Consider the following 20,343-nt stretch of genomic DNA (forward strand, 5'->3'; position numbering starts at 1 on the left):
GGGTCAGTCTCTTTTCGAGACCGACCCCCAAGGTCTGATCAGAGCAGGTCGCCGCCGGCCGCCGAGGCGGTGGTGCCGAACTTCTCATAGGCCTTGATCACATTGCGGCCCACCGTCCAGCGGTGCACCTCATCGGGGCCGTCCACCAGCCGCTGGGAGCGGATGTGGGTGTACCAGGCGGCGAGCGGCGTATCACGGCTGTAGCCCAGAGCCCCGTGCAGCTGGATGGCGGTGTCGACCACCTTGTGCACCATGTGGGCCAGGAAGACCTTGGCGATGGAGTTTTCCTGCCGCAGGTCCATGCCCTTCTCGGCCTTGTAGGCGATGTGCAGCAACATCAGCCGGGCCATGTAGAGCTCGCTGGCGCAGTCGGCCAGCATCCACTGGACCCCCTGGCGCTCCGACAGCTTCTTGCCGAAGGTTTCGCGCTGGGTGACGTGGGCGGCGGCCATGTCCAGGGCCCGCTGGGCCATGGCCACATTGTGCATGCCGTGCCGCAGACGCCCGTAGGCCAGACGATGCTGACCCATGTTGAAGCCCTGTCCCTCCCCGCCCAGCAGGTTCTCGGCCGGCACCTTCAGGTCGACAATGTCGATCTCGGAATGCCCGCCGCCCATGATGTGGCTGAGCGGCCCCTCCACCGCCATGGTCTGGATGTCGCGCTTGATCCGGTAGCCCGGATTGGGCAGCTCGACGATGAAGGTGGAATAGCGCTGGTGCCGGGGGGCGTCGGGATCGGTCATGGCCATGACCACCGCCAGATCGGCCGCGCTGGCCGCTGACGAGAACCACTTCTCGCCGTTCAGTATGTAGTTCTCATTGCCGTCTTTCACCGCCCGGGTCTGCATGCCCGTGGCGTCGGCGCCGGCCGCCTTTTCCGTCATGGAATAGCAGACCCGCATGTCGCCGTTCAGCAGGGGCTTGAGATACTTCTCCTTCTGCTCGGGCGTGCCGTGGGCCAGCAGGGTCAGCATGGTGGCGTCGTCCGGCCCCTGGCTGTTCATGGACAGGGCGCCCAGATGGCTCTCGCCCAGCTCCATCTGCACCAGGGCGTTGGCCAGGGGGCCCAGCCCCATGCCGCCATATTCCTTGGGGATGAAGGGCAGCCACAGACCCTGGGACCGGGCCTTGGCCCGCAGCTCGGCCAGGACGGTCTTGAAGGACTCCTTGTCCACCAGGCGCTTCTCGGCGGGAATGCACTCCTCGTGCACCCATTTGCGCACCTTGGCGCGGATGGCCTTGGCCTCGTCCGGGATCTCGAAATCAATCGACATGGTGTTTCCTCAACTGTGGTTTTTCTGGTTGCCCACAAGGTGCGGGCTTCCCGGGCTTTGGGCAAGGTCAGGAATTGTACGGAGGCGCCACCAAACCCCGGTCATACCGGCGAAGGCCGGTATCCAGATCATAGGACTCGGAAATTCAGGAAAGGCAGCTCCTCGGATCGGCGATCAGTTCACAGCCCTACGAACTGGACCCCGGCCTCCGCCGGGGTGACCGGTGGGGGATATTGCATTCCCCGCGCCCCGGTCCAATCATCGGGCAAACGGAGTCACCCCCATGCGCGCCCTGAAAATCCTGGCCCTCGCCGCCCTCACTGCAGCAGCCCCGGCCATGGCCCTCGCTGCGGGCCTGAGTTTCTCGGTCAGCTTCCCGGCCTCGGTCCAGCCCGCGCCGCAGGACGGCCGGCTGATCCTGCTGATCTCGCGCAAGGCCGAGGGCGAGCCCCGCCATCAGGTCACGCCGGAATCGGCCCTGCCCAACCCCTATATCTTCGGCCGCAATGTCAGCGGCCTGAAGCCCGGTCAGAGCGCCATCATCGACGCCGGCGCCTTCGGCTGGCCGGCCCGCAGCCTCTCGAAACTCAAGGCCGGGGACTACACGATCCAGGTGGTCCTCAACCGCTATGAGACCTATCGCCTTGAGGGCGGCCAGGTCGTCCAGCTGCCGCCAGACCGGGGCGAGGGTCAGCAGTGGGCCATAAAGCCCGGAAATCTCTACTCAAAGCCCGTGCGGATTCACCTGGACCCGGCCAGGCCCGCCACCATCAAGCTGGCCCTGACACAGACCAATCCCGCCATCGCCCCCAAGCCCGACACCCCTTACGTCAAACACTTCCGCATCAAGTCCGAGCGCCTGTCCAAGTTCTGGGGCCGGCCGGTCTATCTGGGCGCCCATGTCCTGCTGCCCGAGGGATATGAGGCCCATCCGAACGCCCGCTATCCCCTGATGGTCTTCCACGGCCATTTCCCCGACGACATTTCCGGCTTCCGCACCACCCCGCCGGACCCGGACCTCAAGCCCGACTATTCCGAGCGCTTTCACCTGGCCGGCTATAACCGCATCCAGCAGCAGGAGGCTTACGCCTTCTACCAGCGCTGGATCTCCAAGGACTTCCCCCGCTTCCTGGTGGTCGAGATCGACCACGCCAACCCCTATTACGACGACAGCTATGCGGTGAATTCGGCCAATCTCGGCCCCTATGGCGACGTCATCAATTACGAGCTGATCCCCGAGATCGAAAAGCGCTTCCGGGGTCTGGGCCAGGGCTGGGCCCGGTTCACCTATGGCGGCTCCACCGGCGGCTGGGAGGCCCTGGCCACCCAGGTCTTCTATCCCGACATGTACAACGGCGCCTTCGCCGCCTGTCCCGACCCCATCGACTTCCGGGCCTATACGGTGGTCAATCTCTACAAGGACCAGAACGCCTATACCCTGGCCGGCCAGTCGACCTCCATCGAACGCCCCGCCATCCGCAATTACATGGGCGAGATCTTCGCCACCCAGAGGGACTCAAACCATCAGGAGCTGGCCATTGCCGACAAGGGCCGCTCGGGCGGGCAGTACGACATCTGGCAGGCGGTCTATGGCCCCCGGGGCGCCGACGGCTATCCCCAGCCGATCTGGGACAAGCTGACCGGCCAGATCGACCCCAAGGTCGCCGCCTACTGGCGCGACAATTACGACCTGACCCACATCATCGCCCGCGACTGGAAGACCCTGGCCCCCAAGCTGAACGGCAAGATCCACATCTATGTGGGCCGCGGCGACAACTACTTCCTGACCAACGCCGTCTTCTACGCCCAGGACACCCTGCAATCCCTGAAAGACCCCGCCTTCGACGGCGAGTTCGCCTATGGCGACCGGGACGAACACTGCTGGAACGGCCAGTCCCCTAACCACCTGTCCCGCCTGCACTATAACTTCCAGTACCTGCCGAAGATCCTGGACCGGATCGCCAAGACGGCGCCGGCCGGGGCGGATGTGACGAGCTGGCGGTATTAGGGGGGCGGCCAGCTCCCAATGCTGGCCCGATCCTTGCCGTGTAACGGCTGATGAGTCCCGTTTCGGGACGTTGGGCGGGGCTTTGGCATGACCCAGACGGCAGGTGAGATCCGGGCGCTGAATACGGTGCGGGGGCTGGCGGCCTTGATGATCGCCCTGCTGCATGCGCCGGTGGCCTTCGGGGTGCGGGAGCTGTTTCCCCACGCCAATCTGGGGGTCGACCTGTTCTTTGTGCTGTCGGGCTTCGTGATCGCCCATGCCTATGGGCCGCGGATTGACGGGGGCATGACCCTGGCGCGGTTTGGCCAGCTGCGGCTGGCGCGGCTGTATCCCCTGATCGTGCTGGCGACCTTTGTGGGCTTTGCCCTGTGGGCTGTGCGGATTGCGGTGAACCACCTGCCGGTGACCCAGCACGCCCTGCTGGCCCTGCCCCTCAACCTGTTCCTCTGCCCTGCGCCGTCGGATTCCGATCCCGGCGGAGTCGCCTTTCCCTTCCTGCTGCAGGCCTGGTCCATCACCTGGGAAATCGTGATGTATCTCAGCTTCTTCCTGTGGCGGCGGTATCTGGGGCGTGGGGCCTGGGTGGTCAGCGTCATCGGCGGGGTGACCCTGTGGGCCCTGGCTGTGGTCTATGGCCGGCTGGACGGGGGCTGGACGACCGAGACCTTCTTCATCGGCGGCGCCCGGGCAGTGTTCGGCTTCTGGACCGGGGTGGCCATTGGCCGGCTGCGCATCCGGGAGGACGGGCCGAGCCTGTCGCCCCTGGCCGACCGGGCCCTGATGGCGGGCGCCAGCCTGGCGGCGGCGGCCATGCTGATCTACGCCATCTTCATCTCGCCGACCTATTGGTGGGCCGACGCCCTGGGGGTGACCATCGGCGTGCCCCTGGTGCTGGCGGCCCTGGTCCTGCGGCCCCAGAAGTGGCTGGAGAACTGGCTGGGCGACCGGGTGGGCGAGGCTTCATACTCGCTCTACATGCTGCACTTCATGACCCTGGACCTGCTGGGCACGGTGCTGCGGCGCCTGCCGCCGATTGATCCGACCCTGCACATCGTCCTGGGCCTGGCCTGGATGACCGGGATCGTCGCCGCCAGCTGGTGCGTCTGGCGCTGGGTGGAGACGCCCCTGCGGGTCTATTTCAGCCAGCCGATAGCTTCAAACTCCGGTCACCCCGGCGAAGGCCGGGGTCCAGTTCATAAGGCTGTGGGCCAGTCCAGCGCCCGATGAGCAGGCTTTCCGGAGAAGCCCCGCCCTACGAACTGGATACCGGCCTCCGCCGGTATGACCGGTATAAAACCTAGACCGCCAGTCGGTAGACCCGCCGGGCGGTTCCGGCGAAGAGGGCGGCCTTTTCGTCGTCGCCGGCGCCCCGCGCCAGGACCTTGAAGGCGTTCCACAGGACGTCATAGGTGCAGCTGCCCAGGTCCACGGGGAAGTTGCTCTCGAACATGCAGCGCTCGGGTCCGAAGGCCTCGATGCAGGTCTCGATATAGGGCCGCCATTCCGCCGCCAGACCTTCAGATGAGGTGGGCGGATCCGACATGAAGCTGTCAAAGCCCGGGAAGACCATGGCCAGGCCGCCCAGCTTGACGTTCACCTTCGGCGACTTCGCAAGTTCACGGATATTGTCCCGCCAGATCCCGAACCGTTCGTCCCGCTTCCCCGCATAGGCGCCAATGCCAAGCGGCGTGCCCACATGGTCCAGGACGATATCGGTGTCGGGGAAGGCCCGGGCCAGGCTGATCAGGTCGGGCAGCTGGGGCTCGAGCATCCAGGCGTCGAAGGAGAGGTTCAGCGGCGCCAGCTGCGCAAAGCCCTTGCGGAAGTCGTCGCTGAGATAGAGGCCGGGTCCCATGCGGTGCAGGGGCCCCAGGACATCGGGGTCGGCGTCGGCTGAGGCGCTCTGGCGTATGCCCCGGAAGCGGCCGCCGCCAGCGGCGATGTGGGCCTCGAGCACCCGGGCCACCGGGGCGCCGAGCTTGAGGTCCGCATGGCCGACGATTCCGGCGCAGGCGCGGATGTCGCCGAACCGGCCGCTGGCGGTGACGGCGGCCACGCCATTGACGAACTCGGTCTCGCCCACGGGCTTCAGCTCAGCCGGGCCGTCGGCGCGGTACATGGAGCCGCACTCCATATAGACCGTGCCGATGACCTTGTGGCCGCACTGCATGTCGGCGACCAGCTCCTCGGTCATGTAGCGGGGCGACATGCGGATAATGTGCTCGAAGCCATGTTTTGGCGGCGGCAGGGCGGCGATGGCTGAGGCGGGCCGGTCCCACAGGTGATGGTGCGGATCGATGATCGGCAGGTCGGGCTCGAGAATGGGCTCGCGGGCTTGGGTCATCTGGGCCTCCCTCTGTGCATATCATCCTGGCGTCCTGGGGACGTCTTTGCGCCACCCTGCCCGGCTCGTCATGTCCGGGCAAGGGCTCCTGCGGCTTGCCCTTGGGACCGCATCGCGCCATCTAGGGGCATGGACTTCATCAACGCCCTCCCAAACTCCGGTTCGCTGATCACCTTCTTCCAGGTGGTGATGATTGATCTGGCCCTGGCCGGAGACAATGCCGTGGCCGTGGGCCTGGCGGCGGCGGGCCTGCCGGTGGACCAGAGGCGCAAGGCGATCATCTACGGCCTGCTGGGCGCCGTGGTCATGCGGATCGGCTTCGCCCTGATGGCGGTCTTCATGCTCAAGCAGATCGGCCTGCTGCTGGCCGGCGGCATCCTGCTGATCTGGGTCTGCTGGAAGATGTGGTCCGAGCTGCGCGAGCAGCACGCCGAAGAGACCGCCCAAGGGGAGCAGGCCCTCGAAGACGCCACCGGAGTCGAGATCACCAATGAGGTCGCGACCACCAAGCCCCAGGCCAAGACCCTGGGTCAGGCCCTGACCCAGATCCTGATGGCGGACGTCGCCATGTCCCTGGACAATGTCCTGGCCGTGGCCGGCGCTGCGCGGGAGCACCCGCAGGTCATGGTGGCCGGCCTGCTGATCGCCATCACCCTGGTGGGCTTCGCCGCCAGCTATATCGCCCAGCTGCTGCACCGTTTCCGCTGGCTGGGCTATCTGGGCCTGGCCATCGTCTTCTATGTGGCCCTGCACATGATGTGGGAAGGCCACAGGACCGTGGTCATCGACCTCAAGGGGGTCGAGGCCTACAACGCCGCCATGCCCGACCTGCTGGACATCTCGGCCGCCGAAACCGCCGAACGCAACCACCAGCGGAAGTGACCGGACTTTCCCCGGTCAGTTCTTCGTCGGGATGATGACCGGCAGGGTTTCGTAGCCCTTCACGAAGACCGAGTGGGTGCGCTGGGGTTCGGCCACGACGCGGACTTCCGGGAAGCGCTTGAGAATCTCGTCCCAGATGATGGTCAGCTGCAGCTCGGCCAGGCGGTTGCCCACGCAGCGGTGAACGCCGAAGCCGAAGGACATGTGGTGGCGGGGCCTTTCCCGGTCGATCAGATAGGCGTTGGGGTTCTCGATGACCTCTTCGTCGCGGTTGCCCGAGACGTACCACATGACCACCACATCGCCCTTCCTGATCATCTTGCCGTTCAGCTCGAAGTCGCGGGTCGCCGTGCGGCGCATGTGGGCGAGCGGGGTCTGCCAGCGGATGGTCTCCGACACCATCGACGTGATCAGGGACGGGTTGGCCCGCAGCTTGGCGTACTGCTCGGGATACTTGTTCAGGGCGTAGATCGAGCCGGAAATGGTGTTCCGGGTGGTGTCATTGCCGCCGATGATCAGCAGGGCGACATTGCCGTGGAACTCGTGGATGTCCATGTCCCGGGTCTGCTCGCCATGGGCCAGCATGGAGATCAGGTCATTGGCCGGCGGCTCGTTGAGGCGGGCGTTCCAGAGCCCGGTGAAGGTGTTGAAGCACTCGCTGATCTCGGTGCGCTTCTGGTCCCAGCTGGTGACCGGGCCGTGCCCCGGCGCATTGGTCATCATGTCGGACCAGTGGGTCAGCTTGCGGCGGTCCTCGAAGGGGAAGTCGAAAATGGTCGCCAGGGTCATGGCGGTCAGTTCCTTGGAGACCAGATCCACCCAGTCGAACTCCTGGCCGATGGGCAGGCTGTCAAGGATCAGGCCGGCCCGCTCGCGGATGATCGGCTCGAGCCTGTGCAGGTTGGCCGGCGCCACCACCGGGCTGACCGTCTTGCGCTGCACGTCGTGCTTGGGCGGATCCATGGCGATGAAGCTGGGGCGGGTCGGCCGGTTGGAGTTCTCGGCCTTGGCTTCCAGCGAGACCAGGGTGATGCCGTCGGCCGACGAGAAGACCTCATGGTTGGTGTCCACCGCCATGATGTCGTTCCACTTGGTCACCGACCAGTAGGGTCCGAAGGCGCTGTCGGCCACATAGTGGACGGGGTCTTCCTTGCGCAGGCGCTCGAAATAGGCCCAGAGCTTGTCCTCGGTGAACAGCTCCGGCCGGGCGGGATCAAGGGTTTCCAGCGGCAGGCCATAGGCCTTTGCGCGGGTCTCTGCGGAAATATCGATGGCGCCGTCGCTCATGAGAAGTCTCCCTGAATTTCGGTCCGGCGATGGCCGCCGGCAGGACTCTGATGGTCCGATCGTCACATGACGACAATCCGAACGCTGTTTTGCAAGGGAAACCTCCCATCCGCGGCGGATTGATCTATTCTGTCGCCTTGCACCCTGGAGACCCGGACCATGAACCGCGACGCCCTGAAACCCTTGATCCTGGCCGCTTCGGTGATCTGCGGGGTCAGCTACATGGCCAGCTGGAACCTCGACCTGCCGCCCCTGGCCGGCATGGTCTGGAAGGGATCGGGGGTCGCCCTGCTGGCGGTCTGGGCCGCCCTGTCGGCGCGGAACCGGGCCGGATGGGAGATCACCGCCATCATGGGTTTCGGCGCCCTGGGCGACGTCCTGCTGGAGGCCATGGGCATGATCCCCGGCGCCCTGGCCTTCCTGGTGGGGCACAGGATCGCCATCGGCCTCTATCAACGCTATCGGCGGCCCAACCTGACCCGCAGCCAGATCGCCCTGGCCCTGACCCTGATCCCGGCTGTGGTGCTGATCGCCTTCTTCCTGCCCACGGTCCGCAGCAGCGCGCTGGGCATAGCCATCTACGCCCTGGTGCTCAGCCTGATGGCGGCCACGGCCTGGACCAGCCGCTTCCCGCGCTATCAGGTGGGCCTGGGCGCCATGATGTTCGTGGTCTCGGACCTGCTGATCTTCGCCCGCAGCGGCCCCCTCCAGGGCGCCGCCTGGGTGGGGTTCGGCGTCTGGATCCTCTATTATTTCGGCCAGCTGATGATCTGCCGGGGCGTGGTCAACACCCTGCCCGTCCTCGAAGCCGAGGACGAAGCCAGGGCTCAGGAGGCCCCGCCGAACCTTTCGGCCCATTCCGCCACCTGAGCATCCTCGACCTTGCGGAACAGGACCTCCGGCGCCTTCACCGGCCGCCCGGGGGGCAGCAGCTTCAGGGCGTTTTCCGCCGTCGGCCAGGCCCCCGGGACACTCTCACCCACCCCGCCGGCAATGGCCTCGGCGGCGAAGGGAATGAAGGGCTCTGACACCCTGGCGAACAGGGCCACCAGATTGAGCCCCGTGCGCACGGCCACAGCGGCGCGGTCTCGGTCGGTCTTCACCGCCGTCCAGGGGGCGGCTTCGGTGAGGTACTGATTGCCCAGCACCCATAGCTGACGCACAGCCTGGCAGGCCTTGCGCATTTCAGCCGCATCGAGCATGGCGGTCAGTTCTGCAAGCTTTTCAGCCACATCGGCCGCCAGCTTGATTTCCAGAGGACCATCCTCGCCACCCTCGGGAACCACGCCTTCGAAGCGGGTCTCGGTGAATTTGAGGATACGGTTGACGAAATTGCCCAGCACGTCAGCCAGGTCGGCGTTCACCTGGGCCTGGAACTGCTCCCAGGTGAAGGTGGCGTCGCTGCTCTCGGGCGTATTGGCGGTCAGCCACCAACGCCAGTAGTCGGCGGGCAGGAGATCCAGCGCCGTATCCATGAAGATGCCGCGCTTGTGGGTGGTCGAGAACCGGCCGCCGTAATAGTCCAGCCAGTTGAAGCCCTTGAGGGTGTCCACCAGCTTCCAGGGTGCATTGTCCGCCGGCCGCCACTTGCCGTCCGGGTCGAGGATCTCGTTCACCCCGATCAGGGTGCAGGGAAAGCCCACAGTGTGGAAGGGCACATTGTCCTTGCCCATGAACTCCACATAGGTGACGTCCGAAGACTCCGGGCCCCGCCACCAGGTCTCCCAGTCGCTGTCTGCCGCCTTGCCGCCGGGCGCCTTTGCGTCGGCCCATTCCCAGGTGGCGGCGATGTACTCGATGGGGGCGTCAAACCAGACATAGAAGACCTTGCCCTTGAGGCCTTCGGCGTCCGGCTTCACCCCTTGCGGGTTCGGACCCCAGTCGGCAGCGTTGACCGGCACGCCCCACTCCAGATCCCGGGTGATGCCGCGATCCTGCAGGCCCTCATCCAGCCATTTCTGGGCGATGGAGGTGACCAGGACCGGCCACTCCCCCTTCTTGCCGTTGATGATTTCCTGAAGCCGCGGGGCGAATACCGTCTGCTTCAGGAAGAGATGCTTGGCGTCGCGGATCTCGATCTCGGTGGAGCCCGACACTGAAGAGCGCGGCGAGATCAGGTCCACAGGATCCAGCTGACGGGTGCAGTTGTCGCACTGGTCCCCCCGGGCGGCGTCATAGCCGCAGTGCGGGCAGGTGCCGACCACATAGCGGTCGGGCAGGAAGCGCCTGTCGGCCAGGGAATAGACCTGCTTGGTCACCCGCTCCTCGATGAAGCCGCGCTCCCAGAGGGTCTGGGCGAAGCTCTGGGTCAGCTGGCGGTTCTGCGGCGAGGAGGACCGGCCGAAATGGTCCCAGCTGAGGCCATATCTGCGGCCAAGGTCATGCTGGATCTGGTGCTGCTCGGCGCAGAAGGTCGCCACGTCCTGGCCCGCAGCGGCGGCGGCCAGTTCGGCCGGGGTGCCATGTTCGTCCGTGGCGCAGATATAGAGGGTCTCGACGCCCCGGGCGCGCTTGTACCGGGCGAAGACGTCGGCGGGCATCATGGATCCCGCGAGGTTCCCCAGGTGCTTGACGCCGTTGATGTACGGCAGGGCTGAGGTAATCAGGACGCGGGTCATGGAAGCTCTCGAAATGAGGAGGAGCCCGGCTTATAGGGCGCCGCCCCGGCCGATTGAAACCCCGGACCTGAACCTGCGCATCCCGATACCGTTTTTCGCTAGCCTTCCCCAACGGGATGGGCCAGATTTCCCTATACGCAAAATGGGGAGGGTGTTTCCGTGTTTAATCGCATCAACTGGGTTGCAGTAACGGTCACAGTCATCGCCTTGGAAGGCCTTGGATTTGTCTGGTACGCCATGCTGTTCGGCGATGTCTGGACCGCAGCCTACACAGAGTCATTCGGACGCGCCCCGGTAGAGGGCGATATGGCGGTCATGCGCAGCCTGGGCATGGTCAACACCCTGATCCTGAGCCTCGGGCTGGCGGTCCTGCTGCCGAAACTGGGGGCGACGGGCCTCAAAGCGATCAAGTTGGCCGTTATGATCTGGTTCGCCTTCGGGTTCACCACCATGGCCATCGAATACCTCTATATGGGCGTCGGCCTGAAGCTTGTGGGGCTCAACATGGCCTATCAGCTGGTCGCCTATCTGGTCGCCGGGGCCATCATTGGCTGGCTGCCCGGCAGGGCCTCCGCCGCCCCTGCTGAAGAATGATCCCGGGGCTGCAATTTCCCACTTAACCTGCGCCCCCCCCGGACTATAACGGGGGTCACAATACCGGAGGGGGTTGCATGGTAATTTGGGTGAAGCGCTTGACGGCGGCTGTTGCAGCCGCGGCCAGCCTCGCAGTTGCCGGATGTGGGAAGGCGCCGTCTGATGAGCCGAAAATCCTGCATCTTTACAACTGGTCGGACTATATCGACCCCAAGATCCTGACAGACTTCACCTCCGAGACCGGCATCAAGGTCGTTTACGACACCTACGACTCCAACGAGATCCTCGAGACCAAGGTCCTGCAGGGTCAGACCGGCTACGACATTGTCGTCCCGTCCAATCACAACATCCCGCGTTACATCACTGCCCAGGCCCTGGCGCCGCTGGACAAGAGCCAGCTGAAGAACCTGGGCAACCTGTGGCCCAAGATCATGGCGCACATGGATCCCTTCGATCCGGGCGCCAGGTACACCATCCCCTACATGTGGGGCACGGTGGGCATCGGCTATAATCCTGAAGCCCTGGCCAAGCGGCTTCCCGGCGTGAAGATCGACTCCTGGGCCATAGCCTTTGACCCCAAGATCCTGGCCAAGCTGCAGGATTGCCGGGTCTACTGGCTGGACGCTTCAGAGGACATGTTCGCCGTCGCCCTGAACTATATGGGTCGCGATCCGAACTCGAAGTCCGTCGCAGACTACAAGGCCGCCGCCGGCATGATGTCCGCCGCCCGGCCCTATGTCCGCAAGTTCCACTCGTCCCAGTACATCGACGCCCTCGCCAATGGGGATATCTGCCTGGCCGTCGGTTACTCTGGCGACATCCTCCAGGCCAAGGACCGGGCTGAAGAGGCCGGGGGCAAGGTCAAGGTGGCCTACGCCATTCCCAAGGAAGGCACCCAGATCTGGTTTGACGTCTTCGCCATGCCAAAGGACGCTCCCAATACCGGGGCAGCCTATACCTTCCTGGACTATATGATGCGGCCGGACGTAATCGCCCGCGCCTCGAACTTCACAAAATATGCCAACGCCAATTCGGCCTCCACAAGCCTGGTGGAGGCCTCGGTCCGTGACGACCCGAACGTCTATCCGACCGACGAGGTCTTCAAGCGGCTGTTCGTAACCACCGGCAAGGAAGAGGACCTGCTTCGCGAGGTCAATCGCCAGTGGGTCCGGGTCCAGACGGGGCAATGACCGCATCCAGCCGCCTGAATATTGGCGCCGTCCGCTTCAGTTTTTCCCCCTGGGAAGACCCTGCCGCCAAGCCCCTCATCAGGTTCGATGGGGTCGTGAAGAAGTTCGGCGACGAGGTTGCGGTCAACGGCGTCTCCCTGGACATCTACGAGAAGGAGTTCTTCGCCCTGCTCGGCCCGTCCGGCTGCGGCAAGACCACCTTGATGCGGATGCTGGCCGGGTTCGAAACCCCGGATGAGGGTCGCATCACCCTGGAGGGCGAAGACATTCTGGACAGGCCGGCCCACAGGCGGCCGGTGAACATGATGTTCCAGTCCTACGCCCTCTTCCCCCATCTGAATGTCGAAAAGAACATCGCCTTCGGCCTGAAGCATCTGCCCAAGGCGGAGCGGACGGACCGGGTCCTTGAAATGCTGGCCCTGGTACGCCTGGAGGGCCTTGCCCGGCGCAAGCCTGACCAGCTGTCCGGCGGCCAGCGCCAGCGCGTGGCCCTGGCCCGGGCCATCGCCCCCCGCCCCCGGCTCCTGCTGCTGGATGAGCCCCTGGCGGCCCTGGACAAGAAGCTGCGCGACGAGACCCAGTTCGAACTGGTGGCCCTGCAGGAGCGCCTGGGCATGACCTTCATGGTCGTCACCCATGACCAGGAAGAGGCCATGGTGATGTCGACCCGGGTCGCGGTCATGGACAAGGGCCAGATTGTCCAGGTCGGCCGCCCCTCCGAGGTCTATGAAACCCCCAACAGCCGCTATGTGGCCGACTTCATCGGCGAGGTGAACCTGTTCGAAGCCCGGGTGACCTCGGCCGACGGCAAGGTCCTGAAGCTGGCCGGGGAGAACTGTCCCGCCGGCTATGAAGTAAGCGAGGATGACCTGTTGGCCCGGGGAACGCCAGTCTGGCTGGCGGTCCGCCCGGAAAAGATCCAGGTCAGCCAGGACCGCCCCCCGGCCGGTGCAGGGCCTGTGGCCAATGGCATGGCCGGCAAGGTCGCCGACATCGGCTATCTGGGCGACTGGACCACCTATCTGGTGACCGTGCCTGGCGGCATGACCGTCCGCGCAGCCAGGGCCAATTCGGCCCGGGTTGTCGAGCGGCCCATCGACTGGGACGATGAGGTCTGGCTGAGCTTCAGCCCGGACGCGGCTGTGGTGCTGACCGCTTGACCCGGCCGCGCACGCCCCGGCGAGGCCTGGCCGCCCTGGCGCCCTTCCTGTGGCTGGCGGCCTTCTTCCTGTTTCCCTTCGTCCTGGTGGCGAAGCTGTCCCTGTCGGACATTGCTCTGGCCATACCGCCCTATGCCCCGCGCCTGGACCCTTCAGAGGGGCTGGCGGGCCTGGCGACCTTTGCCCGAGGCCTGGATTTCGACGCCTACCGGCACATGATCGAGGACGGGGTCTATGCGGCCTCCTACCTGTCGAGCCTGAAGTTCGCGGCCATTGGTACAGGCATATTGCTGCTGGTCGGCTATCCCATGGCCTATGGCATGTCCCGGTGCGCGCCTGGGATGCGCCAGGCCCTGCTGATGATGGTGGTCCTGCCCTTCTGGACCAGCTTTCTGATCCGCATCTATGCCTGGATCGCCATCCTGAAGCCGGAAGGCCTGCTCAACGCCCTCCTGGCCTGGCTGGGCCTCCCGCCGGTCGCCCTGATGGACAACGACCCTGCGGTCTATATCGGCCTGGTCTACGCCTACCTGCCCTTCATGGTCCTGCCGCTCTACAGCGTGCTCGAGCGCCAGGATGAGAGCCTGCTGGAAGCAGCCGCCGATCTGGGCTGCACCCGGTTCGAGACCTTCTGGCGGGTGACATTCCCCATGTCACTACCCGGTGTGGCGGCAGGCGCCCTGCTCTGCTTTATTCCGATGGTCGGAGAATTCGTCATTCCGGACCTGCTGGGCGGCTCGTCCACCCTGATGCTGGGCAAGACCATCTGGACCGAGTTCTTCGCCAATCGCGACTGGCCCGCCGCCTCGGCCGTCGCCATCATCCTGCTGGCCACCCTGATCGTTCCGATCATCATCTATCAGCGCCAGCAGGCCAGATTGCTGGACGCCCGATGAAGCGCGGCCCGTCACCCTTCAATTTCGCCTCGATCGTGCTGGGCATGGCCTTCCTGTACCTGCCGATCATCCTGCTGGTGGTCTTCTCGTTCAACGCCAGCAAGCTGGTGACCGTCTGGGGCGGCTTCTCCACCCGGTGGTATGGCGCCCTTTTCCAGGATCAGCAGATGCTGGACGCCATCGGGGTCACCTTGCGGGTCGGCCTGGTGTCGGCGACCGTGGCGACCTTTCTGGGAACCCTGGCGGCCCTGGCCCTGTCCAGGGTCGGCGGCTTTCGGGGACGCCTGCTGTTCTCCGGAATGATCTATGCCCCCCTGGTCATGCCAGAGGTCATCCTGGGCCTGTCCCTCCTGCTTCTGTTCGTCGCTGTCGGCGCGCCCAGGGGCATCTGGACCGTGACCGCCAGCCACGCCACCATGACCATGTGCTATGCCGCCGTGGTCATCCAGGCCCGGCTGGTCAGCTTCGACAAGTCCCTGGAAGAGGCCGCCCGGGACCTTGGCAGAACACCGATACAGGCCTTCATCGAAGTCACCCTGCCCAACATCGCCCCTGCCGTCATCGCCGCCTGGATGCTGGCCTTCACCCTGTCCCTGGATGATCTGGTAATCGCCAGCTTCACCTCCGGGCCGGGCTCCACCACCCTGCCCATGCGGATCTACAGCCAGGTGCGCCTGGGCGTGAATCCGGAGATCAACGCCGTCTCCACCCTGCTGATCGGCCTGGTCGCCACAGGGGTCATTGCGGCCTATCTGGTCCAGCAGCGCCGCAGGACTGCAGATACCCTCAGCTAGAGCGGCGCAGTCCGGTCAAACCATGGCCTGGCCTGCTCCAGCTGCCCCGCCAGCCGGAACAGGGTCGCCTCATCGGCCATCCGCCCGACGAACTGAAGCCCGATCGGCAGGCCGCCGGCGCTCCAGCTCAGAGGCACGGTCATGGCCGGCTGGCCGGTATTGTTGAAGGCCTGGGTGTTGGGCATGAAGTGGAACAGCCGCTCCACGAAGAGCGAGACATCCTCGGTCAGATGGCCCACCGGAATGGCCGGGCAGCCCAGGGTCGACAGCAAGAGCACGTCATAGTCCTGGAACAGCCGCGCCACGGCCCGGCCATAGGCATGGATCGCCGCCAGACCCCTCACATAGTCGGACCCTGAAACGCCCTTGCCCCGGCGATACATGCCCCAGGTCAGGGGCTCGAGTTCATGGTCGGCGATCGGCCGTCCGCGACGGTCAGCCTCGGCGTCAACATTGGCGGTGACCGAGGCGGCGATCACATTGCCCGCCGCCAGCTGCATGGCCGCCAGGTCGCCGGGCACGGTCACCTCCTCGACAATGTGGCCCAGGGACTCGCACAGCTTCGCCGCATCCAGGACAGCGGCCTTGCACTCCGGATCCAGGGCCGGCGCCGCCAGGGCGGCAGTGGTGAAGCCGATCCGCAGGGCGCCGGGGGGCCTCAGGACCTCATCGGCAAAGGGCTTTTGCGGTGCGCTCAGGTAGTACGGGTCGCCGGCCTGGGGCTGGCAGGAAATGTCCAGCAGGATGGCGCTGTCGCGAACCGAGCGGGTCACGGCGTGCTGGATGGAAGCGCCGCCCCACCCCTCCCCTGCAGGCGAAAAGGACACCCGCCCCCGGGAAGGCTTCATGCCGAACAGGCCGCAGGCCGAGGCCGGGGTGCGGATCGAGCCGCCGCCGTCGCTGGCGTGGGCCGCCGGCACAATGCCCGCCGCCACAGCTGAAGCCGCCCCGCCTGACGAGCCGCCTGGCGTCCGCGAGACGTCCCAGGGATTGCGGCAGGGACCCAGCAGGACCGGCTCGGTCACCGGCACCAGTCCGAATTCCGGGGTATTGGTCTTGCCGAAGATCACCAGACCGGCGGCCTTGTAGGCGCTGGTCAGGGCGCTGTCCGTGGGCGAGACCACGTCCTTGAGCATGGCCGAACCGCTGGTGGTGACCGTCCCGGCCATGGCCGCGCCCAGGTCCTTCAGCAGGTAGGGAACTCCGGCCAGGGGGCCTTTCGGGGTCTGATCCGCCAGAGCCTTCCGCGCCAAGTCGGCAAGGTCGGTGGTCACAGCGTTCACCGCCGGATTGACCTGCGCCATCCGGGCCACGGCCGCGTCCAGCAGTTCGACGGGAGACACCTCGCCCCTGGTCACCAGTCCCGCCAGTCCGACAGCGTCGTGTTTGCGATAGTCCTCGAACTTCATGGCCGTGCTCCCTTTTGGTTTTCCCCAGAGGATCACAGGTCAGACCGCCTTCCAAGCCGGGATCATCGTCTCGCGCCTTGCCCCGGAGGCCGGGTCATGGCATTCGACCGCCCTTGGGGCCGGCTTAGCTCAGCTGGTAGAGCAGCGGTTTTGTAAACCGAAGGTCACGGGTTCGATTCCTGTAGCCGGCACCACAGCGCCCCGAACGTTTTCGCAGTCAGACTTGACCCTGCGCGATCACGCGCACGGCCGTCGCCAGCTTGAGGACATCGGCTTCCGTCGTGAACAAGGCCGGGGTGACGCGCACGCAAGCCCCGCCGGCGAGCCCGGTGCGATGCACCGTGAATATGCCGAACTGATCCAGAAGGCGTCTGGCCAGGGCGACATTGTCCGCCTCGGTCGTCCGGCCGGAAAGACGAAAGGCCCCGATGGCGCTGACGAGACGAGAATCGGTCGGTGTGAGGACCTGCACGCCCGCCAAAGAGCGTAAGGGCTCGCTCCAGACCCGGTGCAGGGCTGTCAGGCGTTGCTGCTTGGCCTTAACCCCGATCGCCTCATGGAAATCGATGGCCTCGTTCAGGGCCAGGAAGGCCGCCATATTGGCGGTGCCTGAGTGCACCCGGGCGCGAACATCATCGGGTGGCGTCTGGTCTTCCCCCATGAAGGGGTCGATGTCGCCAATCCGGGCGCGGCGGATATAGAGGACGCCAACCCCCTGAGGGGCGCCGATCCACTTGTGACCGTTCAGGCCGACAAAGTCAGCACCCAGGTCCGGAAGCCGGAAATCAAGCTGACCCCAGGCGTGGGCGCTGTCCAGTATGACATCCACTCCCCTTGCCCTGGCCATGGCCGTGATTTCAGCCACAGGCAGGACCAGGCCATTGCGATGGCTGACATGGGTTAGCAAGATCATCCGGACCTGGGGATGGGAGGCCAGGGCGGCCGAATAGGCATCGATCAAGCCTTGATGGGTCGCGGGCTCAGGCAGGTTCATGCTGATGACGTCAACCTGCCGGCGCACCTTGAGCCAGCGCACGGCCGTTTGCATCGCATCGTAGTCATGGTCGGCGTAAAGCACCGCGTCGCCGGGCCGCAACCGGTTATAGCCGCCGATCAGGGCCTGCAGGGCCTCGGTCGCGCCGCGCGTGAAGGCGATCTCGTCGGGGGAAACCCCCAGCGACGTCGCGGCCCGGGTTCGGACCCGCTCCAGATCCGCGCCATAGCCGCGTCGGGAATAGAAGGACGTTTCCCGGTTCACCCGCCTCAGGTGGCGCTCATAGGCCGCCAGGACGGGCTGGGCCATCATGCCCCAATTTCCGTTCTCCAGCTGAATGGTCTCGGCCGTGACGGTGTATTGGGCGGCGACCTGCGCCCAGTCCCGCTCAGACGCCCCAGCGGCCGGCCCAGCCGCCAGCGCGGCCCCCATGAGACCGCGCCGCGTCAGGGCCAGTGGGTCCGGTCTAGAACCGTGCATCAAGCCGGACGTAGTAGTTGCCGCCATTGGTGTCGTATGGCGCGTTGCGCGAATAGACGAGACCGCGGCTGGCCTGGAAGATCGCCTCGTCGGGATAGGTGTCGAGGACATTTTCCGCGCCAACCTTGATGGCCAGGGTGGGGTTGACCTTATAGGTCACCGCCAGATCGAAGAGGGTCAGGGCGTCAAACTCCTGGAAGATCAGACCCGTGGAATTACCCGTCGAGTCCGTCCAGGCCCCGTAATAGCGGGCTCGGCCAGTCAGCTCGACCGGCCCCAGGGCCCAGCTGGCCGAAGCCGTGAAGTTGTTCTTCGGCCTTGATTCCTCGAACAGGCGCTTCTGGCTGGCATTGGTCGAGATGGAGCCCGCCGTAACCGTCGTCTTGTTGTAGTTGTAGGCGCCCGTGAGATCCAGCTTCCCACCCAGAACCTCGCGGGTATAGGTCCCGACGATGTCCACACCCTTGGTGCGGGTATCGAAGTCGTTGGTGAACCAGCTGATCGACGTAAAGGCCGAGGCGCCCGACACGCCAAGCGCCACGAGCTGAGCCTTGATCGCCGGCGTCACAGCCACGGTGGCCGAGCTGCTGAAGCGCTTTTCGACGTCGATCTGGTAGACGTCCACCGTGGCCGAGAAGCCGCTGCTGTTCCGCCAGACGAAGCCGCCGGTCAGGGTCGTGGATTCCTCCGGCGAAAGCGGCTTGGCGCCCAGGAACGCGGCCACTGGATTGGTCGGCGACAGACGGCCGGCGGTGAACAGCTGCAGGGTCACGGTGTCGAGACCCTGCGAGGTGGAGGTCGAGTTCAGCTGCGCCGGGGTCGGCGCGCGGAAGCCCGTGGAGTACGCGCCGCGCAGGGCGAAATCCGGAGTGAACTCAAAGCGGGTCGCCAGCTTGCCCGTGGTCGTGGAACCGAATTCCGAGAAGTCCTCATAACGGAGCGCTGCACTGGCGGTCCATGCAGAGGTCAGGGAGCCTTCGACATCCACATAGGCCGCATAGCTGGTCTGGTCCCACTCGCCGGCCTGCTGGGCATTGAAGCCCGGGAAGCCGTTGGCGTTGGGCGCGAGGCCCGCCGAAGCCCCTGGACCCACGGCGTAGGAGGCCGTATCGCCCACGCCAATCTGGTAGGTCTCGAGACGGCGTTCGGCGCCGAAGGCCAGGTTGACCGGCTCGGCCAGTCCGGCCATGTCCAGGCGATAGGCGGCGTCGGCGTTGAGGTTGACTTCGGTCTGGGTCAGGCGGCCCAGATAGAAGCTGCGGGGGCTTGCTGGACCCAACGAAGCATTGATCGAGTTGTCGAGGTTGAACTCGGTTTCATTGCGGCCGCGGGAAACGCTGAGGTCCCAGGTGAAGTGCTCATCATCCCGATTCCTGAGACCAGCAACAATATGGTTGTCCTTGGAGTGGATGCTCTCGGTCGGCGTAAACCCGCCCGGATAGATGTTGAGCAGGTTGAAGCCCGGATAGACGGTGGTGGTCTTGAAGATGGAGGGGTTGGCCGCAGGATTGCGCCAGTTGATGTCGTTGACGCCATCGGTCTTGCCCGCAGTGCCAAAGATGTAGGCTTCCCCCACCGCGCCAAGCGGCATGGCTGCGTCCAGGGCGCCGCGATAGGTGGTCAGGTCCGGATTGCCCCACCGCTGCACGGGGTTGTTGACCTGGACCGTCGGGTTGGCGGCGGCGAAAGCGATGGCGTCGGCCCGCTGCCGGGTCCGCGAGGTGAAACCAGCATCCGCCCATTCAGCGGTGGCGTTCAGATGGCCTTCGCCCAGGGCGATGCCGGCCTTGGCGCCCAGCTGGTAGGTTGCCCCGTCGCCCTTGTAGAACTGGGAGCCCTGGGCATAGGCCGCAAAGCCCGGCTTGTCGTCGAGCAGGATATTGATCACCCCGGCAATGGCGTCCGACCCGTACTGGGCGGAGGCGCCGTCGCGCAGGACTTCGATGCGCTTGACGCCGAAGTTGGGCACCTGACCGAGGTCAGCGGACTGGGCCCCGCGCTGCCCCAGGAAGGCTGAGCGGTGCAGTCGCTTGCCATTGATCAGGACCAGGGTCTGATCAGCCGCCAGGTTGCGGAGGGTGGCTGGCCTCACAAACTGCAGACCATCAGAGGTCGGCAGTCGCTGGACGATGAAAGAAGGCACCAGTTGGGCGAGGTTTTCGCCAACCTGGCTGGAGATCGAGGACCGGATGGCCTTCTCGGAGATAACATCGATCGGGGCGAGGCTGGTGAACTGGGTGCGGCTGGTTTCGCGCGTGCCGGTGACCACCAGTTCCTCAACCTTGACGTCGCTCGCCGCTTCGGCGGCGCAAGCGGCGCCGGCTGTCAGTGAAACAAACACGGAAACGGCAGCCAACAGGCTCTGACGATAGCTGTACATTTGATAAGCCCCCAACGCTCAAGATTTGGGCGC

16 protein-coding genes and 1 tRNA gene are annotated in these 20,343 nt (G+C 65.4%); 10 read left to right on the forward strand and 7 right to left on the reverse strand.

Going from position 1 to position 20,343, the window contains the following annotated elements:
- Positions 1 to 38: 38 nt before the first annotated feature.
- Entirely contained in the window at positions 39 to 1,274 is a 1,236-nt protein-coding gene (locus CFE28_12195; protein ID OYU70685.1) for an acyl-CoA dehydrogenase, read from the reverse strand.
- Positions 1,275 to 1,611: 337 nt separating this feature from the next.
- Between CFE28_12195 and CFE28_12200 the strand changes: the two genes are divergently transcribed.
- Positions 1,612 to 3,282 carry a hypothetical protein gene (locus tag CFE28_12200; protein OYU71691.1) on the forward strand — a complete coding sequence of 557 codons (1,671 nt, stop codon included), beginning with the start codon at positions 1,612 to 1,614 and terminating at the stop codon, positions 3,280 to 3,282.
- A gap of 87 nt (positions 3,283 to 3,369) precedes the next feature.
- Complete coding sequence (locus tag CFE28_12205) at positions 3,370 to 4,509, forward strand: hypothetical protein (GenBank protein OYU70686.1); 1,140 nt, start codon at positions 3,370 to 3,372, stop codon at positions 4,507 to 4,509.
- A gap of 70 nt (positions 4,510 to 4,579) precedes the next feature.
- Here the strand turns inward: CFE28_12205 and CFE28_12210 are convergent, their stop codons facing one another.
- Entirely contained in the window at positions 4,580 to 5,626 is a 1,047-nt protein-coding gene (locus tag CFE28_12210) for an amidohydrolase (protein ID OYU70687.1), read from the reverse strand.
- Between the two features lie 129 nt (positions 5,627 to 5,755).
- Here CFE28_12210 and CFE28_12215 point away from each other — a divergent pair, with 129 nt between their 5' ends.
- Positions 5,756 to 6,508, forward strand: coding sequence for a tellurium resistance protein TerC (locus tag CFE28_12215; protein ID OYU70688.1), 753 nt, complete (start codon positions 5,756 to 5,758; stop codon positions 6,506 to 6,508).
- 15 nt (positions 6,509 to 6,523) lie between these two features.
- On the opposite strand, the gene CFE28_12220 is transcribed toward CFE28_12215, so the two are convergent.
- Complete coding sequence (locus CFE28_12220; GenBank protein ID OYU70689.1) at positions 6,524 to 7,795, reverse strand: cytochrome P450; 1,272 nt, start codon at positions 7,793 to 7,795, stop codon at positions 6,524 to 6,526.
- A gap of 159 nt (positions 7,796 to 7,954) precedes the next feature.
- Between CFE28_12220 and CFE28_12225 the strand changes: the two genes are divergently transcribed.
- Complete coding sequence (locus CFE28_12225) at positions 7,955 to 8,665, forward strand: lysoplasmalogenase (GenBank protein ID OYU70690.1); 711 nt, start codon at positions 7,955 to 7,957, stop codon at positions 8,663 to 8,665.
- On the opposite strand, the gene CFE28_12230 is transcribed toward CFE28_12225, so the two are convergent.
- Positions 8,623 to 10,413, reverse strand: a complete 1,791-nt coding sequence (locus CFE28_12230; GenBank protein OYU70691.1) for a methionine--tRNA ligase — start codon at positions 10,411 to 10,413, stop codon at positions 8,623 to 8,625. The genes CFE28_12225 and CFE28_12230 overlap by 43 nt on opposite strands.
- Before the next feature lie 159 nt (positions 10,414 to 10,572).
- On the opposite strand from CFE28_12230, the gene CFE28_12235 reads away from it, so the two are divergent.
- From CFE28_12235 to CFE28_12255, 5 genes are all read left to right on the forward strand, one after another.
- Positions 10,573 to 11,007 carry a hypothetical protein gene (locus tag CFE28_12235; GenBank protein ID OYU70692.1) on the forward strand — a complete coding sequence of 145 codons (435 nt, stop codon included), beginning with the start codon at positions 10,573 to 10,575 and terminating at the stop codon, positions 11,005 to 11,007.
- A gap of 77 nt (positions 11,008 to 11,084) precedes the next feature.
- The gene (locus CFE28_12240; GenBank protein ID OYU70693.1) at positions 11,085 to 12,197 is read left to right on the forward strand and encodes a spermidine/putrescine ABC transporter substrate-binding protein PotF; all 1,113 of its coding nucleotides are present in this window, start codon (positions 11,085 to 11,087) and stop codon (positions 12,195 to 12,197) included.
- On the forward strand, positions 12,194 to 13,357 hold the full coding sequence (locus CFE28_12245; protein ID OYU70694.1) for a polyamine ABC transporter ATP-binding protein: 1,164 nt from the start codon (positions 12,194 to 12,196) through the stop codon (positions 13,355 to 13,357). The genes CFE28_12240 and CFE28_12245 overlap by 4 nt, the downstream gene beginning before the upstream one ends.
- Positions 13,354 to 14,253 (forward strand): putrescine ABC transporter permease PotH, encoded by a 900-nt coding sequence (locus CFE28_12250; protein ID OYU70695.1) that lies wholly within the window; start codon positions 13,354 to 13,356, stop codon positions 14,251 to 14,253. The genes CFE28_12245 and CFE28_12250 overlap by 4 nt, the downstream gene beginning before the upstream one ends.
- Entirely contained in the window at positions 14,250 to 15,047 is a 798-nt protein-coding gene (locus tag CFE28_12255) for a putrescine ABC transporter permease PotI (GenBank protein OYU70696.1), read from the forward strand. Before CFE28_12250 ends, CFE28_12255 begins: the two co-directional genes overlap by 4 nt.
- Here the strand turns inward: CFE28_12255 and CFE28_12260 are convergent.
- On the reverse strand, positions 15,044 to 16,456 hold the full coding sequence (locus CFE28_12260) for an amidase (GenBank protein ID OYU70697.1): 1,413 nt from the start codon (positions 16,454 to 16,456) through the stop codon (positions 15,044 to 15,046). The genes CFE28_12255 and CFE28_12260 overlap by 4 nt on opposite strands.
- A 118-nt stretch (positions 16,457 to 16,574) precedes the next feature.
- Here CFE28_12260 and CFE28_12265 point away from each other — a divergent pair.
- A tRNA-Thr gene (locus tag CFE28_12265) sits at positions 16,575 to 16,650 on the forward strand.
- 23 nt (positions 16,651 to 16,673) lie between these two features.
- Here the strand turns inward: CFE28_12265 and CFE28_12270 are convergent.
- On the reverse strand, positions 16,674 to 17,906 hold the full coding sequence (locus tag CFE28_12270; protein ID OYU71692.1) for an aminotransferase: 1,233 nt from the start codon (positions 17,904 to 17,906) through the stop codon (positions 16,674 to 16,676).
- 10 nt (positions 17,907 to 17,916) lie between these two features.
- A complete protein-coding gene (locus CFE28_12275; GenBank protein ID OYU70698.1) occupies positions 17,917 to 20,310 on the reverse strand; it encodes a TonB-dependent receptor in 2,394 nt (797 codons plus the stop codon).
- Positions 20,311 to 20,343 lie beyond the last annotated feature (33 nt).

The sequence above is a fragment of the Alphaproteobacteria bacterium PA2 genome, from assembly GCA_002256425.1.
Lineage (GTDB): Bacteria > Pseudomonadota > Alphaproteobacteria > Caulobacterales > Caulobacteraceae > Phenylobacterium.